The 17,387-nt window shown below is 41.6% G+C and carries 13 protein-coding genes; 4 read left to right on the forward strand and 9 right to left on the reverse strand.

The window, feature by feature from the left end; all coding sequences use genetic code 11:
• Positions 1 to 85: 85 nt before the first annotated feature.
• Positions 86 to 2,155: a methionine--tRNA ligase gene (gene metG / locus AAH582_RS00580; protein WP_084823146.1), complete on the reverse strand. Its 2,070-nt coding sequence runs from the start codon at positions 2,153 to 2,155 to the stop codon at positions 86 to 88.
• Positions 2,156 to 2,565: 410 nt separating this feature from the next.
• Between metG and AAH582_RS00585 the strand changes: the two genes are divergently transcribed.
• Positions 2,566 to 3,468: a S66 peptidase family protein gene (locus AAH582_RS00585; protein ID WP_343320918.1), complete on the forward strand. Its 903-nt coding sequence runs from the start codon at positions 2,566 to 2,568 to the stop codon at positions 3,466 to 3,468.
• Positions 3,469 to 3,509: 41 nt separating this feature from the next.
• On the opposite strand, the gene AAH582_RS00590 is transcribed toward AAH582_RS00585, so the two are convergent.
• Positions 3,510 to 4,340, reverse strand: coding sequence for a universal stress protein (locus AAH582_RS00590; protein WP_286754139.1), 831 nt, complete (start codon positions 4,338 to 4,340; stop codon positions 3,510 to 3,512).
• 225 nt (positions 4,341 to 4,565) lie between these two features.
• Here AAH582_RS00590 and AAH582_RS00595 point away from each other — a divergent pair, with 225 nt between their 5' ends.
• Positions 4,566 to 4,973, forward strand: coding sequence for a DoxX family protein (locus AAH582_RS00595; RefSeq protein ID WP_046673771.1), 408 nt, complete (start codon positions 4,566 to 4,568; stop codon positions 4,971 to 4,973).
• Between the two features lie 89 nt (positions 4,974 to 5,062).
• Here AAH582_RS00595 and AAH582_RS00600 read toward each other — a convergent pair whose 3' ends face one another.
• The 3 genes from AAH582_RS00600 to AAH582_RS00610 form a co-directional block, all read right to left on the reverse strand.
• The gene (locus AAH582_RS00600; protein WP_343320919.1) at positions 5,063 to 5,893 is read right to left on the reverse strand and encodes a universal stress protein; all 831 of its coding nucleotides are present in this window, start codon (positions 5,891 to 5,893) and stop codon (positions 5,063 to 5,065) included.
• 255 nt (positions 5,894 to 6,148) lie between these two features.
• Positions 6,149 to 8,275, reverse strand: coding sequence for a carboxy terminal-processing peptidase (locus AAH582_RS00605; RefSeq protein WP_343320920.1), 2,127 nt, complete (start codon positions 8,273 to 8,275; stop codon positions 6,149 to 6,151).
• A gap of 206 nt (positions 8,276 to 8,481) precedes the next feature.
• The gene (locus AAH582_RS00610) at positions 8,482 to 9,585 is read right to left on the reverse strand and encodes a tetratricopeptide repeat protein (protein ID WP_156167623.1); all 1,104 of its coding nucleotides are present in this window, start codon (positions 9,583 to 9,585) and stop codon (positions 8,482 to 8,484) included.
• Positions 9,586 to 9,899: 314 nt separating this feature from the next.
• Between AAH582_RS00610 and AAH582_RS00615 the strand changes: the two genes are divergently transcribed.
• Both AAH582_RS00615 and AAH582_RS00620 read left to right on the forward strand, forming a co-directional pair.
• Positions 9,900 to 11,180, forward strand: coding sequence for a replication-associated recombination protein A (locus AAH582_RS00615; protein ID WP_046673775.1), 1,281 nt, complete (start codon positions 9,900 to 9,902; stop codon positions 11,178 to 11,180).
• Positions 11,181 to 11,369: 189 nt separating this feature from the next.
• Positions 11,370 to 12,869 (forward strand): S41 family peptidase, encoded by a 1,500-nt coding sequence (locus AAH582_RS00620; protein WP_343320921.1) that lies wholly within the window; start codon positions 11,370 to 11,372, stop codon positions 12,867 to 12,869.
• A 181-nt stretch (positions 12,870 to 13,050) separates the two neighbouring features.
• Here the strand turns inward: AAH582_RS00620 and AAH582_RS00625 are convergent, their stop codons facing one another.
• From AAH582_RS00625 to AAH582_RS00640, 4 genes are all read right to left on the reverse strand, one after another.
• Complete coding sequence (locus AAH582_RS00625) at positions 13,051 to 13,965, reverse strand: hypothetical protein (protein WP_343320922.1); 915 nt, start codon at positions 13,963 to 13,965, stop codon at positions 13,051 to 13,053.
• A gap of 183 nt (positions 13,966 to 14,148) precedes the next feature.
• Positions 14,149 to 15,777 carry an ABC transporter ATP-binding protein gene (locus AAH582_RS00630; protein ID WP_343320923.1) on the reverse strand — a complete coding sequence of 543 codons (1,629 nt, stop codon included), beginning with the start codon at positions 15,775 to 15,777 and terminating at the stop codon, positions 14,149 to 14,151.
• A 1-nt stretch (position 15,778) separates the two neighbouring features.
• Positions 15,779 to 16,048 carry a PqqD family protein gene (locus tag AAH582_RS00635; RefSeq protein WP_046673779.1) on the reverse strand — a complete coding sequence of 90 codons (270 nt, stop codon included), beginning with the start codon at positions 16,046 to 16,048 and terminating at the stop codon, positions 15,779 to 15,781.
• Positions 16,049 to 16,337: 289 nt separating this feature from the next.
• Positions 16,338 to 17,249 (reverse strand): NAD-dependent epimerase/dehydratase family protein, encoded by a 912-nt coding sequence (locus AAH582_RS00640; RefSeq protein ID WP_343320924.1) that lies wholly within the window; start codon positions 17,247 to 17,249, stop codon positions 16,338 to 16,340.
• Between the last annotated feature and the right edge of the window lie 138 nt (positions 17,250 to 17,387).

Raw genomic sequence — 17,387 nt, forward strand, 5'->3', positions numbered from 1 at the left:
TTATACCGTTCTTGTCCCGTCGAGATGATAAAAAAGCCTGTTCATACGAACAGGCTTTTTGTATAAAAGGAATGCCGGTTTTATATTAACGTACCGTACTTCCTACTTTAATGGTTGTATCTGGTTTGACAAAATCCAATCGTCCATCAGCGTCTTCTGCCATCAGGATCATTCCCTGCGACATAATTCCTTTGATTTCACGAGGTTCAAGGTTGACCAAGATAGATACCTGACGGCCTACGATTTCCTCTGGACTGAAGAACTCTGCGATACCCGAAACGACAGTGCGTGTATCTAAGCCGGTGTCTATCGTCAATTTTAACAATTTCTTGGTTTTGGCAACTTTTTCAGCGGCTGCAATGGTTCCGACACGGATATCCATTTTAACAAAATCATCGAAGCTGATGTTTTCTTTCGCAGGAGCAACCTTGGCATTATCGGCAAGGTTTTTCGCTTTTGCTTCGGCAAGTTTGTTGAGCTGGAAGTCGACTTGCTCATCGGTTATTTTGTCAAATAACAATTGCACTTCACCCAATTGGTGTCCAGTTTGGATCAATGTATCCGAACCTGCGTCATTCCAGTTTCCCTGAGGGAAATTGAGCATTTCAAATAGTTTGATTGCTGTTTTTGGTAAAAATGGTTGTGCAAGAACGGCAAGATTCGCAACGATTTGAGCGGCTACATGTAAGATTGTTTTGACACGTTCCTCATCTGTCTTGATGATCTTCCATGGTTCTTCATCGGCAAGATACTTGTTGCCCAAACGCGCTACATTCATAAATTCTGCCAATGCCTCACGGAAGCGGAACTGCTCCAAAGACGATTTAATAGAAGCAGGGTATGCTTTTAGTTCATCCAGTACCGCTTGATCTACAGCTGTAAGTGGAGAGCCATTCAATACTTTGCCATCAAAATATTTGTGGGAAAGGACCAATACACGGTTGACAAAGTTTCCAAAGATCGCCACAAGTTCATTGTTGATCCGAGCTTGGAAATCTTTCCAGGTAAACTCGGCATCCGAAGTTTCCGGTAAGATGGATGTCAATACATAACGCAATTCATCCTGTTTATCCGGGAATTCCTGTAGGTATTCATGTAACCAAACGGCATGGTTTCGAGAAGTGGACAGCTTATCGCCTTCCAGGTTCAGGAATTCGTTGGCCGGAATATTTTCTGGTAAAATATAGTCGCCGTGTGCATGAAGAATCGCCGGGAAAATAATGCAGTGGAAAACAATATTATCTTTTCCAATAAAATGGATCAGCGTAGAATCGTCTGCTGGGTTTTCATGGGTTTTCCAATAGTCTTCCCAGTTTTTACCATGATCCAAAGCCCATTGTTTTGTTGCTGAGATATAACCGATAGGCGCATCTAACCAAACATAGAGTTTTTTACCCTCTGCTTCAGCCAAAGGCACATCAACGCCCCAGTCCAGATCTCTTGTCATTGAACGCGGCTGTAAACCGGATTTAAGCCACGATTGACACTGGCCAAAAACGTTGGACTTCAGGATATTTTTCTTTCCTTCGATCAGCCATTTTTCAAGCCAAGGCTGGTATTTGTCCAATGGAAGATACCAATGTTTTGTTTCTTTCAAAACCGGTGTCTTTCCGCTCAATGTTGAAATCGGGTTGATCAGATCTGTTGGGCTAAGTGATGTTCCACATTTCTCACATTGGTCACCATAGGCACCTTCGGATTTACAATTTGGACAAGTTCCCGTAATATAGCGGTCAGCCAAAAACTGATGGTATTCCTCATCGTAATACTGCTCCGAAAATTTCTCGACAAATTCACCTTTGTTGTAAAGGTTCAAGAAGAAATCCTGCGATAACTGGTGATGTATGGGCTCCGATGTACGGTGATAGATATCGAAAGAAATACCAAACTCCTCAAAGCTTTCTTTGATTTGTTTGTTGTATTTGTCAATGATTTGCTGTGGGGTGATGCCCTCTTTTTTTGCACGGATGGTAATCGCCGCACCATGCTCATCTGAACCACATACATAGACTACATCTTTTTGATTTAGACGCAGATAACGGACAAAGATATCCCCTGGGATATAAGCTCCGGCAAGGTGTCCAATATGTAAAGGACCATTGGCATAAGGTAATGCCGATGTGATGGTATAACGTTTTTTATCTAGAATACTCAATGCTTGAAAGTATATTAAAGTGTGTACTTGTTTCCTTTGGCAAACTTAGATAAATTGCTGTTTATATGCAATATAAATGCATGTCATATCGAACAATTTATTCTTGAATTCTTGTTTTGGCTGATTTCTATGATTACGGCAACTTGATTAAAATACGCTGCTATTTAACCTCTTGTTATCGTAGAAATATTATTCAACATAGCGGTAGAAAACTTAGATAAATTTACGTTTATTTGTACATATAAGCACCATATATCAAGTATATTTCTAATCGGACTTTGCAATATAGAGGTCCTTTTTTTTGAAAGTGTTTGATGTTATTGGCCAGAAAGATTCTTCAGTTCGCTTGCATAGCTGTTGAAGTCTTCGAAGTCATGAAGTTTTTGTTTGATCATTAGCGATAAAAAAATATGTCCAAAATTCCTGATTTTCTGAAAGAAGGCGATAAAGTCGCTATTGTTTGTCCTGCGAGTTTTATACGTGGATCTATTGATGTTGGCATAAAAACATTAGAGAGTTGGGGACTGGAGGTTGTCATTGGTAAGACTGTTGGGGCATCGTTTCATCAGTTTGCCGGAGATGACAATTTACGCACCGCCGATCTGCAGTGGGCGCTGGATGACCCGTCGATTAAAGCTGTTTTTGCGGCGCGCGGAGGTTACGGCTGTGTTCGTATTGTCGACGAAATCGATTTTTCAAACTTTGAAAAAAATCCCAAGTGGTTGGTGGGTTTTAGCGATATAACCGTATTGCATAGTCATATCCAACGCAATTATAAAATTGCAACAATACATGGACAGATGCCCAAGTCTTTTGAAACGGGGACAACAGCCTCTTTGGAAACCTTGAAAAATGCATTGTTTGGCCATAATATGGACTTCGCCTACGAACAGACATTGTTCCCCAATCGTGCGGGTACAGGCGAAGGCAAATTGATCGGTGGAAATTTAGCCATCTTACTTTCGGTACTTGCTTCCGATTCGGATGTCAATTACAAGAATAAAATTTTATTTATAGAGGACGTCGGGGAAGCCTATTACTCCATCGACAGAATGCTATGGGCATTGAAGCGTGCTGGGAAACTCAAAAAATTGAATGGTCTCCTAGTGGGTGGCTTTTCTGCCATGAAAGACAATGATCCAGCTTTTGGGCAAAGTATAGCGGAAATTGTATGGGATAAAGTGAAAGAATATGATTTTCCGGTAGCATTTGATTACCCCGCAGGGCATATTGATGACAATCACGCCCTCATGTTTGGGCGAAAAGTAACATTGGAGACGACAGAAAATTCTGTTCAGTTAACCTATTTGTAGGGATAACCGAACAGCATCTGGCTGCATCATTTATCTGCAGATTATCCCGAATGTACAGGGATGACCATCATGGCAGCCTGACTCTTCCATGCCATTTTTTGCGCAATACTCGTATTGAAAATTCGGCTTAATAGACCCTTGTCCCGATGGAAAGTGACCATCATGTCGATATGGTTTTCGTTGATGTATTGGTTGATCCCTGAAGCAATGTCCGCATGGAGGATATAGCTATAGATGGGATGATAAGGAGCCAATAAGTCCTGCATGATCGTTATTTCGGCATTTACCGCTTTATTTGCAGGATCTTCTTTGGTCACATGGACAACATAGACCTCACTTTTACGTAATACTTCCGACGCATTCACCAGGAGACGGTTTAATTTTAGTTTGACTTCTTTGAGATTGGTGGCGATCAACATCTTTTTGGGTACCCTAAACTCTGCCCGTGCGGGGACAACCAGTAATGGCGTGTGACAATTTTCGATCAGCTTGAGGGTATTACTTCCAAGAAGCAGTTTCTTTAAGCCACTTTTACCTGCAGTTCCGACGATGACGAGATCAATGTCCTCCTCAGCACAGGTCCGGTTTACACCATAGCTAAGTTCATATTCTTCAAGAACTGACTTCCAGGCAATACCCTCAGGGAAAAGCAACATCAGTTCCTGCTGCCAGGTATTGAGATCCTTTTGTTTTTCTTCCAGGATTTCTGAATTGCTTATGACAACAGGTTCGGTACCTACGGTGGGGATTACTTCGTATGTATGGTATAGAACAACCTTTTCAATACCCCAGAGTGGAGCTAATTGTGCGGCATAGCGGGCAGCAGCATAGGCATTGTCCGAAAAGTCTGTTAACAAGAGTAGGTTTTTCATCCTTATTAGTTATTTGTTTATCCATAATCCGCAGCTAAGGATTTTTACGCTGTCTTAGACATTCCAAAGCATCATAATCGGGTCTATAGCTATTAAATTACGCATTAAGTATTATAAATGCAATAGCTTTATTTATAGGATGGGTGCTGGGAGGCGTTCAATCTAAATAATTTCACTAATTTAGGGTGATTGGTAATTTAAGTTTTAATAATTTAACCGTTTTTTATGGCAATTTGGAATTCATTGGGTAAATATCGCGATACAGGACTGTTGATATTACGAGTCGGACTGGGGGTGATGATGATCATGCACGGTCTTCCTAAGTTACAGGGCGGCCCTGAGCTCTGGGCTGGGGTTGGTAAATCAATGGGTAATATCGGTATTCATTTTATGCCTACTTTTTGGGGCTTTATGGCTGCTGCGACCGAAACTGTTGGTGGCCTATTTTTACTGCTGGGACTCTTTTTCAGACCAGCGGCATTATTGCTTGCATTTACGATGGTCATTGCTGGATTAATGCATCTTTCTAAAGGAGATGGTATCTCTGGTGCATCCCATGCGATTGAGCTTTGCTTTGTGTTTTTAGGACTTATCCTTATTGGACCGGGTAAACATTCGGTTGATAAGAAATAAGAGAATCCCAAAGGAAAGACTTCCCGGGGGAAGAACTATACGACAAAAGCCGCAATTTAAGCTAGATTGCGGCTTTATTATTTTTTCTCTTACGACCTATCCATCGGAATAACTAGTAAGTTGGCGGCGCCATTCCAGGCAATCTTTTTAGATATGCTTGTTTTGAATAGGCTCGCTAATAGGCCTTGCTTTTTATGAAATGACAGTATGAGGTCTATGTGTTTCTCTTTGGCATATTCTTCAATACCTAGTGTAATATCATCATGGCTGATATAGTCGTAAATCGGATGATATTTGTCTAAGCGCTCATGGAGATGCTTTAACTCCTGTGCCAAGTCGGCGGCCGAACCTTCTTTTTTAGCAACATTCAATACATACAATTGTGCATTGAAGGTATCTAAAACCTGATCTAAGTTGAATAAATCCAATTTCCGGTCTACCTCTTTCAGGTCGGTGGTGGCCAATACATTTTTGGGGACGGCCGGATTTACTTTATGGGAAACAATAAGCATGGGCTTATTGCAGATGTCCATCAGCGTAATGGCATTACTTCCGACCAGGATCTTAGCAAAACCCGTTTGTCCGGTGATACCCAATGCGACAAGGTCAATGTCGTGCGATTTGCACATGTCGTTGACTCCCATCGGCAAATCAACATCTTCCATCTGATGGGATAATTCCACTTGGGGTGGGAACAACAGTCTGATTTGGTCAAACCATGCTGTGAGTTCTTTCTCTTTGGTTTCTTTAACCTCATCATTGACAATGACAATAGGTTCGTTATTGACAATGGTAACACTATTGTAAGTATGGTAGACAATAACCTTTTGCGTTTTCCAGGCCTCTGTACACAGCGCAACTTGTTTTGCTGCCAGAAGAGCATTTTCTGAAAAGTCAGTTAACAGGAGGATACGTTTCATGATGTTCTTTTTTATACGTTTAACTTCTATAACCTGGTTGGTGCATTCTGTCCTGCCAAATCTTTAGCGTATGAGCTAAGGGAATCATTTGGACTTCAAGCAGTACCGGTATATTACTAAAACAATGAATGTAGCGATAAGTTACAAAGAAAACGTGAATTTAATGTTAAACTCTCCCTATTGTGATGAGGGTCATAAAAAAAGGCAACCGCAGTTACGGTTGCCTTTCATTTTCTAGCTTTTGAAACGTTGAAATTACAACGGTTTTTTTGTTCCAAAGTTGATGATATAATCGGTCATCACTTTGGCACTTTCATCTTTCACAAAATCAAGATCAATTTTCGGTTGGGATTTTCCTTCTTCCCACGCCGGTTTGCCCTGCAATTTCAACAAAGCGTTGATGCGGTCTCTATTTTTCTTGAGGTTGTCATCTTTCTCTTTCTTGAATTTGTTCAGCTCCAATGGAATTTTCACATCCTCATCTTTTTGAGCTTCTTCAATATCCTCTTTCAGATATTTATATTCAAGCGAGTTTTTAATGCGTGCCTCGTGCATTGTTTCTAATTTCTTGTCAACGCCACTTAGGTCAGCTACTTTTTTGAAGTTGCTCGATTGGATTTGATCCCAAGGAAGTGCTGATTTTTCTGAGCTCTCGCCAAATTTCTCTGCAGAAAACTGAGAAGGGAAGACGATATCCGGTGTAACCCCTTTATGTTGCGTACTGCTACCGTTTACACGATAGAATTTACCCAATGTGATATTGATCTGTCCATATTGAGGAGCACCTTCTGGGGTATCTGGATCCTTTTCACCGGAGGCCTTTAGGAGTAAGCGGCTAGTCGGGCTGATGACACGTGACATATCGATTGCTGATTGCACTGTTCCTTTGCCATAACTTTGAGATCCTAAGATAATACCTCTTCCATAATCCTGGATAGCTCCGGCAAAGATTTCAGAAGCTGAAGCCGAGAAGCGGTTGATCATGATGCCCAATGGACCATCCCAAGATACGCCCGCGTTTTTATCTTCTTCGACATCGATGTTATTCTTTGTATCTCTTACTTGTACAACTGGACCTTTATCGATAAATAAACCGGTTAAATCAATGGCTTCTGGTAAGGATCCACCACCATTGAACCGCAAGTCGATGACCACAGCATCTACTTTTTCTTGTTTCAACGTGTCTAAGATTAACCTAACGTCCCTTGTTGTGCTCTTATAGTTTGGATCGCGTCTTCTGTAAGCTTCAAAATCCATGTAGAACTTCGGAATATTGATGATACCCACTTTGTACATTTTTCCATCGGCACCTTTGACGTTCATAATCTCTTTCTTCGCAGATTCTTCTTCAACGACGATTTTCTCACGTACTAAAGATACAATGCGCGGATGAGAGTTCATGGGCTGACCGGCAGGTATAATTTTCAGGCGGACAATCGTTCCTTTTGGACCTTTGATTTTTGCTACAGCAGCATCAAGTCTCCAACCAATAATGTCTTCGAATTCACCATCTTTACCTTGGGCTACAGCAATAATCTTATCATTGACGTGAATGCTCTTGTCTTTGAATATCGGTCCACCCGGGATAATTTCGAAGATGCTTACGGCCTCATTGTCGACGACAAGTCTTGCTCCGATACCTTCAAACGTATTGGCCATTCCTTCATTGAAGGCCTGTGCAAAGGATGGGTTAAAATAAGATGTATGTGGATCAACAGCATCTGTCAATGCTTGCATGACCACCTGAAAAGCATCGTTGGCATTGGTTTTCTTTGCCTGCGAGATCAAATTAACATAGCGTTTTTTTAGCGTTTCCACCTGTTTGGTCCTCGCGCTATCAGTAGATTTACCACTCGCGGTTTCCAAGTTAAGCAGATCGTATTTTACACGCTTACGCCATTGGTCGTTGGCTTCATCTGCTGTTTTGAACCAGCCCAATTTTTCGCGGTTAGGTTGGTAATATTCATCTTTGGTATAATCCTGTTTCTTATCGATTTCTGAAAGCGCATATTGCATTCTGTCCAGGTATCTCTTGGAATAGACATTAAAAATATGAAATGCCGCAGAAAGATCTCCATTTTTGATATCCTGCGCAAGATTGCTTCTGTACGCTTGAAATTCATCGATATCCGATTGAAGCAAGTAATTTTTTCCTTGATCTAAACTTTTGATCAGATTATCGTATATAATACCCGATATCGAATCATTCATTTTGACCTTTTTGTAGCTCGCATTTTCCAATAATCCCGAGACTTCCTTAGCGATAATTTGATGTTGTGTGCTTGGTTTAAGCCCTCCGTCATCAGGAAGCGCTACCCGTGGTTTTGAACCACAAGAAACAATGGATACAACAAAAAGTGCAAATATGAGTTTCCTAAACATATTTTCGACGGTTTTAATAATCATTCTTTTTAAAAAATATTCAGCTCCTATTGATGAGCGTGCTAAATTTAGTGAAATTCATAGCACATTACCGCAGAATCTAAAAATTTATTTGATTTATCCTTTAATATTTACAAAAAGCTTAAAATCTCTTTGTAGACTGTCCTTACAACAGACCACGCGAAGAGGTAGATTGTTTTTAAATATCAATTGTACAGTTCATTTTTTAACTGCGTATAGGCCTTGTAGGTCTGATCAGCAGATGGATAATCTTTTAGCACAAGATACACCTCGCCGAGTTTGTCCAATATCGCGAGTGAGAGCTGTTTGTTATTTTCATCAGAAGCCAGTTCAGCAGCCTGCACAAATTCTTTGATCGCTACCTTATAATTTCCATCTCTTTGCTTGGATGAGGCCAGCAGGTACTCGATTTCAGCGAGCTCACTACTTAGTTTTTTGGCATTGGCCAAATCACGGGCCTGTAGCAGGAACCACTGTGCCTCGGTAAATTTATTTTGCTTAAAATAAATCTCAGCAAGCATTTCCCAGGCAAAAATTTTCCCTTCATAGGCTTTGGCCTTATTGAATAGGGGGATTGCACTGCGGATAATATTATTTTCGGCCGCTTTATAATTTCCCTGACCGGCTCGAGCCATGGCAATTAACAGCCAGGCGTTGGCTTGTTCCGCATAGCTTTTACTCGTCATGGCATAGGTATGATAATTTTGTGCACTTTCTTCTGCACGGACAAAGTCGCCACGATACAACTGGAAATTGCTGATGTTCATATTGATGGTGGCTATATCATCCTTGTTATCGGTACGATTTGCCAAGGAAAGTGCCTGATATAAAAACTTTGACGCATTGCTGCTATCGTTATTTTTAATTGAAAATAAGGCGGCTTCATTCGATAAGGCATAGCTTGAGATCCAATTTTGAGCGTTCTTTTGCGCTTCAATCGCGTCATTCCAGACATTCGCTGTAGAAGGCATCGGATTCATTAAATATTGAAAATGCCCCAAGTTATTGGTGCTCCGCAGTTGCAATAACAGTCGCTGGAGCAGGAGCTGTCTTGCAATTTCTTTGCTGAAAGACTTCTTGTCCGCATAGTTCTCTGCTAGTATTTCATTGGCCGTTTTTGGAGGTGGTAAAAAATAGACCTCAGGACCGATACCCTTAAAGGAAGCATCGTATTGTTTGATCGCACCTGTATAATCTTTGGCGGCATCCTGTGCGATTACCTGACATGGTATATTCATGAATGCAGTCAAAGCGGTAAATATAGAAATCCAGTATTTTGTCATTCTCATAAAATATTACGTTATCATTAACGTCTACATAAATTTAGCTAAAGGGCATATTTGAGCAATCTACTCCTTGATTCGATAAACCTGTACGTTCGATTATGCTCTGCCAAAAGCAATTTACATATATAATAGAGCAAATATGACGAAAAATTATGTGAAAAAATGTTAAAGTAATATCGGGCGGCGAATGCTGACCTTTAAAATTATGCTTGTGAAAGCCTGAAGCTTATCGCTTTACCGTACTCTTCGTCGAAGAGCTCGGATGATTAAAGCTAAAATATTTAGTCGCTGTGCCGTTTAATTTTTAACTTTGTGTTATGGCGACACGAATTCCATTAGCAGAACGACTTAGACCGCGGCAATTGAGCGATTATGTGGGACAACAACATATTGTGGGCCCAGATGCAGTACTCTACCATGCGATCCAGCAAAAAAATATTCCATCCATGATTCTGTGGGGCCCCCCGGGGGTTGGGAAAACAAGCTTGGCCTTGCTGATCGCAAGAGAGCTCGACCGGCCGTTCTTTTCATTAAGTGCGATTCAGGCCGGGGTGAAGGATATTCGTGAAGTCATCGAAAAAGCCGAACGGCTGATGAACTTCAACCAAGATCAACCTATTTTATTTATTGACGAGATTCACCGTTTTTCCAAGTCGCAGCAAGATTCACTTTTAGGGGCTGTTGAACGTGGGCTGGTGACACTTATTGGTGCAACAACAGAAAACCCCTCGTTTGAAGTTATCTCCGCATTGCTCTCGCGTTGCCAAGTGTATGTATTGGAACATCTTTCGGAAGAAGATCTTATTGGATTGATCCAAAAAGCATTACATGAAGATGAATATTTACAGAAACAGGCAATTGTTGTCGAAGAATATGAGGCCTTGTTGCGGCTGTCTGGTGGCGACGCACGTAAATTGTTAAATGTGCTCGAGCTGGTTGTCAATGCGGCAGTATTGCACAAAGAGCCAATTACAAATGCCTTTGTACTGAAACAAGTACAGCAAAATATGGCCATTTATGATAAAGCGGGTGAACAGCATTACGATATTATTTCGGCCTTTATTAAGTCTATCCGTGGGTCTGATCCGAATGCCGCTGTCTATTGGCTTGCGCGGATGATCGAAGGGGGGGAGGATCCGTCCTTTATTGCCCGAAGGTTGTTGATTTTGGCTTCTGAGGATATTGGCAATGCCAACCCCAATGCCCTGTTGTTGGCCAACAATTGTTTTCAGGCAGTCAATGTTATTGGATGGCCCGAATCACGTATCATTCTGTCGCAAACGGTGATCTATCTGGCTACTTCGGTTAAAAGCAACGCTTCCTATGAAGCGATCAATAAGGCGCAGGCCTTGGTGAAACAAACCGGAGATCTGTCTGTACCGCTGCATATCCGTAATGCACCGACCAAATTGATGAAGGACTTAAATTACGGTGCCGAATACAAATATGCACACGCCTATCCGGGGAATTTTGTTGTTCAGGAATTTCTGCCCAAAGAAATCAGCGGGGTCAAATTGTATGAACCCGGGCAAAATTCGCAGGAGGAAAAACTAAGACAAAGTTTACGGGACAAATGGAAGGAAAAATATAAGTATTAAATCAATATGTCATAAAAAATAGGCTTGGCAGGTATTTTTTGATTTTGTTAAAACTATCTTATGCCTTTGCTTGTTCTCCTAACGTTTTTCAATAGGTAGTAAACACGCTGGCACTCCCCATGGTCAGCGTGTTTTTTTTATTGCGGATCAACTTAAATTATTTATGTTTGTTTTACAAATGTTTCAACTATGAACTTAGAGCCTTTAAAACAAACAGGACGTTTGGCCACCATAGCACTGACTGGACTTTTTGTCTTTTCTTGCAAAAAGGATACCCCTAAACCTGACCCCGAGCCCGAACCAGTCGAGCGTACCGAAGCGCAGTTGATTAAGGATGATATCTATAAGTATTATAAGCTATATTCCCTTTGGGACAAATCCATCCCTGATTATACCAGTGATCCTTCTCAATTCACGGATAAATATGGTTCAGCAGATATGGTGCTCGATGCGCTGAAGAAGCTGACACCGGCACATGCGGCTTATCCAAACGGGGTCTTTGACCGATTTTCCTATATGCTGGGACTAGATGGCTATAATACAGGAACAACGGCTTCAAGCAGGCTTAAAATGGATACGAACGACGGGTATGGCATCTATGTTCAATTGGGGACAGAAGACGAAAAAACGGCACAGCCCATTATCTATTTTGTAGAAGGTGGATCACCGGCGCAAAAGGCGGGTTTTAAGCGTTCCGATTTTATTACGGCAGTCAACGGTGATTCCGATTATTCGATCGCCGTCACCTGTACGACGACTGGCTGTACGATTAATGATGCAAGTGCCCGGGATAAAATGATGAATAAACTGAATGCTGCCCTGGACGCTGGTACGCTTAAACTTCAAGTGAAACATCAAGACGGCACAACAACGACCAAAGATCTTACTTATGCCAATGGCTATACCATTGATCCCATTTATAAAGATTCGGTCTATACCTATAATGGAAACAACGTAGGTTATCTTGCACTATCGTCTTTTGAAGAAATCGAAAATAATAATGTCAACCAACAAAAGATCGATGCCGCTTTTGAAAAATTCCAGACCCAGCAGATTAAAAGTTTAATTGTTGATTTACGCTACAATGGCGGCGGTTATGTAGATGCGTCTGCTTATGTCGCCGATAAAATTGGGGGAGCCATTACCAAAGGAAAGCTGATGCTCACCTATGAGGTGAACGATTATATCAAAGCGACGCCGAGCATCAATAAGATGTTTCAGGATACAAAGTTTGAAGGCAAGAGCAATTTGAACTTGAGTAAAGTCTATTTTCTGGTGAGTGACCGTACAGCATCGGCAGCGGAAATGATAATTAATGTACTCAAGCCCTATCTGCAGGTGCAGATCATCGCCTCCGGTACACGTACATACGGTAAACCTGTAGGTTTCTTTGAGCAGGTTGTCCAAAAGAAGGTATCTTTCTGGCCAGTTTCCTTTCTTTTGAAGAATTCTGCGAATTTTTCAGACTATTGGGATGGCTTGGTTCCCGATAAAAGCAATATAACAGATTATGTATTTGTTGATGTGGGTGACAAGAAAGAAACGATGTTGGCGACAGCCTTGAACGATGCTGCACCGGGTATTACCACCAAAGCTTCTATCAATGCCATAAGTCGGAAGGGGTATCGTACGCTTAACCAAGGGGAGGTCAATATACGACCTGACCGGGGTATGATCAAGAAACGTTAGTTTCGCCTTGTGTTCGTACCTTGTTCGCACAGCGTTCGGGCGCGAACAGAGGCTGTACAGTCTTTGTACAGTACCTGACCAGATAATTCCTGTTCGGGATCTGGTCAAGGTCTGTTGCATATTGGGTCAAGGTCTGTCCGCGGTCGAAGCAAGTCCGAAGCAGGTACGAATCAGGTCCCTTTTATTCGTTCGAAAAAAGATAAGAATGGCATAGTTCTGCCGCAGCAGCATCCGGTAAGCATTTTAAGTAGCCGACAGGAACCTGAGCGATGATTTTTTCCAAAATGGTATTCATGTTGGAAAATAATTCCTTGTTCCACCGGATAGAAGTACAGCTGGGCAATACCGCAATAAATCCTTTTAAGCCTTTCTGCCATTCAAATTCATTCATTGGTGCCTGTTGTAAGCGAACAAACCCCTGTAAGGGTAGTAGTTCATTTTTATAACAAGGCGTCTTTCCGCTCCATGGTGTTCCATAGATTAATACACCTTCATCAGTTATTCGAATGGCTGGATTATCGTCGTTGAGTAAAGAGGTGTTTGGAATATGTTGTAACCAAAGTCGACTATGTGTGCTCTTACCGGTGCCGCTCTTGCCTAAGAAAGCGACACCTCTGCCGTTGTGGTTCGCTACAGAAGCATGGATCATGATTGTATTGTGTAAAAGACTCGCCTGCCCAAAGATCATCATGGCCATCCAGGTAATAACACCGCCCTGTTCATCTGCTGAGCTTGCAGGGACATACAGCGTTGAATGTTCAAAGTTGCGGTCGCTTTGGAGGTACCAAAGCCCGTTGCCCTGTTCGTTGCTGATTGTTGTGATGAAGGTATCTTCTTTTTCATAAAAGCGAAATCGATCTCCCCATGCAATAGATTCGTCTGTCCGAAGTGTGCCCATATCCTCAGGTATCGGTGCTTTTGCTAAACCGACCGTGATGCTGATATCTGTTTTGTCGCTGGAATCTAGCCATTGGAAGTCCCGAAACGAAGGAAGGAGCTGTGCTAGCGGATAATCTACAGGATGATTAAACTCCAGTATTAATTCCGCGATGCGATAGCGTGTCTGGGATAATTCGGATGATGTCGTCAAATTCATGTTTAAATAATTATGTCGTGGGTGCGCGATGCCCGTTTTTTCTTTTAAAAATTTGTTCGAAAATCAGGCTTAAGTATTTGCCGGTCATTTCTTTTTATTTCATGGCTGTTGTCAGCTACTTCTTTTCATTTGTCTATTGTGCCGATATGCCTCTTATTGATCCGCTATATTGCTCAATAATGCTTAGTCGAGATAAATACGTTGCTGGCATTTTTCGGCCAGGTGCAAGTCATGAGTTACAAACAAGCAGATTTTGTGCTTTCCATGTTCCAATAGTCGTTGAATTAACGTATCCGATGTCGTCTTATCCAATGCGGAAGTAACCTCATCGAAGAGCCATATGTCACCGTCGTGCATCAGTGCGCGGGCAATCGCAACGCGCTGTGCCTGCCCTTCCGATAGGCCGATGCCAGATTCACCGACGACAGTATCGATGCCGTCGGGTAGGTCAAATACAAATTCTGCACAAGCAAGCCAAAGCGCTTTTTGCATATCCATTGTTCCTTCTTCTTTGACGTGAAGCAGTAAATTCTCACGAATGGTACCGCTGAACAGCGAATTTCCCTGCGGAATATAAGCGAGGTTGATCCGATGGCTGGCGGTTAGCGGCCTTTCACCATCCCTGTCTATGAGTGAAATTTCTCCTTTTTCAGCTTTTAGCAGTGCCAGCAGTAAACGGATCAAAGTTGTCTTTCCTTTTCCGCTGGGTCCGATGATAGCGGTTGGCTCACCCACCTTTAAAGAAAGGTTTAGATTTTGTAACACCCATTTATCTTCATAGCGGAAGGAGAGATCATTGATACGAAGTTCCTGTGTCTCATGGAGACGTTGCTGTGTTACTTGTGGCTCGATTTCTCCAGCTTGTAGTTCAAGTAGACGGTCTGCGGATACCCGGAAACGCACAAAGCCGGGGATATAAGCAATCAGTGCGAGGATGGGTGATTGTATTCTTGCTACCAATTGCAGGAAAGCGGTCATGGTACCAAATGAAATCTGACCGGATTGCAACCGATAGATCCCCCAGATAAAAGCAACTAAATAACCGGCGTTCATGGCCACTTTCATGGCGCCTTGCGTATAGGTGGAAAAGTTGAGCTGGCGTATTTTCAACAAAAGCAGTTGATGCTGGCTCGCTAAGAGTTTCTCTCTTCTTTTGGGGAAGATGCCCATTGCCCGAATGAGCAGCCGAAAACGTAGATTTTCCTGCAGTACCTTTGAAAAATTGCTTTCTTCCTCCTTGACTTCCTTGCTGAGCTTGCGCATCTTGCGGAAATACAATTTTGAAAATACAAAAAGGGGCGAGATGGCCAGTATCATCAGCGCCAGCATCGGGTCCATGTACCAGAGGAAACCGACCGATGCCAATAGCTGGATTGTGGTCAATATAAAAGACAGGAATGTATTGGCGATGGTATTGGCGACTTCCTCACAGTCCGTCTGGATGCGGATCTGAATATCGCCCGTATGCCAGTTCTTGACTAATTGCCATATGGAGAGCATCTGTGCGTCGAGCATCGTCCGTTGGAGCTGGAGTGTAAGCTTCAATTTGATCTGCTCCATCATACGACCCGAATAGCCCTTGATGCCGACATTTAAGGCAATACTTCCAACGATACCAATCAGCAGCCATTTCAATGGCAGATCTCCGTGGGATGTGGCGGTGTCAACAGCTTTTTTGGATAAAAACACAAAAGCGAGGGAAAGGCCAATGCATATCAGTTCCAGTATGAAATAGAGGAACAGTTTGCTTCGGTATCCCTGGGTGATTGACCAAGCCCAACGCAGGTGTTGCTTCAAGCTATTGTTGTTCATTTCATTTTTCCAACAAACCCTGTTTTTGGAAGTCCTGAAGGAGAATTTCAGCATCAGATTTTGCCTGATCAATGTCTACGTCATAGTTTTCGCAAAGTAAGTCGACAATCGTGTCACTCGTGAATTCTTTTCCTTTGAGCTGTTCCCACAACCATGCTGCAGAACTGTTTAGCGTATAAACTGTCGATAGATCAACCATATCCTGGCTCGGGTCCACGATCAAATGATCTGAACCGATTGTTCTCAAAACTAAATCCGATCTTAATTTCATAAGCTTTTAAATATTTTTAACAAGTTAAACTTAATGTGCTTTTTTACAGGTCGCCTGTTTTTAATTGCATGAATAGCTATTAACACAAATAGTCTGCTATTTTAGAAACAATATTTTTACTAAAGAGTGCAATTTAATCACTGTCTTATCCTATCAAACATAAATAAATTGTGCCTTAAATACAACATTATTGATCGTATTAAGACACAATTTTTCATACGCTATACAATGGCTTATAGGCTTGCCATTTACATATATAAGTCCATAATGAAATAATAAAAGAAATAGTTTAATGTTGTTGCTTTAATGCACGTATGGTATCACGCAAACCTTCCTTGGCTGTTTTGGGCAAACGTTCTATCTGCAGAGCAACCTTTATTTTTTTATTTGAAACCACAAGAGTGCTTGTCAATTTTTTTAAACGCCATGTATTTAGCGGGAATGCGGTATGGTCTCCTAGCTTAGATAGGAAGGAGATGATCCCCTTTGGCAGCGGAAAACAAGGGACTTTTAATCCTGTTTCCTGTTTCATGATTTTCACAATTTCATTTGAAGATAAGGTTTCATCGTCGGACACATGGTAGATTCCTGAACTCATTTTTTCGTTTTGTAAAAGGATCTGTTCGATATAGAAACAAAAGTTATCGATGGAAAGAAAGGAACGTTTATTCTTAAAACGAACCAACGGATAGGGAATCCCTTTGCTGACTATGGAGAATAACTGTTTCAAGTTGCCTTTGTCCCCCGCGCCATGCACCATGGGTGGACGTAAAATAATTAATTTCTTATCTGTGGGTAACTGTTGACTCATTAGCCATTCTTCGGCAGCTTGTTTCGATCTACCATAGGGAGAAACGGAGTTATAAGTGGCATTTTCAGCAAGGGTTTTCGCAGACTCAACTTCTTCAATAGCTGCCAATGAACTAATATGAATAAATACCTTGGCTTGGGAGGAAATAAATAGGTCAAAAGCTTTTTTTGCGAGTTCAAAATTGGCATAAAAAAAATCATTTTCAGTCGCCTTTCCTGTAAAGTCATGTGCTTTACCGACTAAATTGATCATACAGTCGGCTGAAATATGATCCTTCACCCAACTGAGGTTTCTCATGGACACAAATTCACATTGAAATGGACTCTTGAGCTTTTGACTTAAATGACTTCCTATAAAGCCGCTATCTCCTCCTAGAACTAATACTTTCATCTTAATACCCTCAACTCTTTCTCTCTAATATTTATATTGTTAAATAAATATAATTCATTGTTGCTGCAAATTATGAATCTTTTAAAGGCTTAATTAACGAGGTTGTTAATGCTAAGATAGGTGTAAATATCTTTTAAA

This window comes from Sphingobacterium multivorum, assembly GCF_039511225.1.
Classification (GTDB): Bacteria; Bacteroidota; Bacteroidia; order Sphingobacteriales; family Sphingobacteriaceae; genus Sphingobacterium.